Below are 682 nucleotides of genomic sequence, written 5' to 3'. Positions count from 1 at the left end.
GCCCTAATGCCTGTCAGTTAAGCTCCGTTGGTTTTTTCTTTGGATATTTGACCGGCCTTGGTTTGACCACTCGGGGGTAAGCTCGCTTACGCCTGGGTGGCAGCATGAAGTGCTGTGCCTGTGTTCTTAGCTCCGCCAAACGTTTGGGGATCGTGCCCGGTGTTTCGGTCGGACAAAAGCGCAGCGCATTGGCTATAGCCTGAGACAGCCACAAAAAACTCAATCGTTGCGGTGCAACCTTCATTTCCTCAGCCATAAGGCGCATTTCTTGGCGGATCAAGTTGTACGCCAACAAGGTGCCCCAAAGCTCCTGACGGACTAGTTCAGGCTGCTTGCTGCGCAATTGCTCACCGTTGAGCAGGTTTTGTTTGATCTCTCTAAAACCCAGCTCTATTTCCCAACGCTCGTTGTAATGTGCGGCTACTTCGTTTGCTGGATAACGCTTGGCGTCGATCATTGAGGTGAGGTAGCGACGGGCTTTACCTTCTATCGAGTACTCGATCAATCTGGCCTGCCAGTGTTTGGGAAGATCATCGCGCTGCCTGTGGGCGTCACGAGAAACAGTTAACTGAACTAACCAATCACCTGGCCCCAACTCTTGGAGTACCTCGTATTTAAGCCCGCTACGAGCCCGCATCAACCAATGCCGTTGCGTACCGCTGTGCTCCCAGTCGAGCAGGAA

The 682-nt window shown here is 52.9% G+C and carries 1 protein-coding gene; it reads right to left on the bottom strand.

The genetic code is table 11. The annotated features are described in order from the left end of the window. Nucleotides 1–13: 13 nt before the first annotated feature. A partial coding sequence (locus RX972_RS29060) for an IS4 family transposase (RefSeq protein WP_316880735.1) occupies nt 14–682 on the bottom strand: 669 nt, incomplete at its 5' end.

Source organism: Pseudomonas syringae group sp. J309-1, assembly GCF_032582135.1.
Classification (GTDB): Bacteria; Pseudomonadota; Gammaproteobacteria; order Pseudomonadales; family Pseudomonadaceae; genus Aquipseudomonas; species Aquipseudomonas quasicaspiana.
The sequence above is the reverse complement of the archived record's forward strand: the minus strand, read 5'-3'. Positions and strand labels throughout refer to the sequence as shown.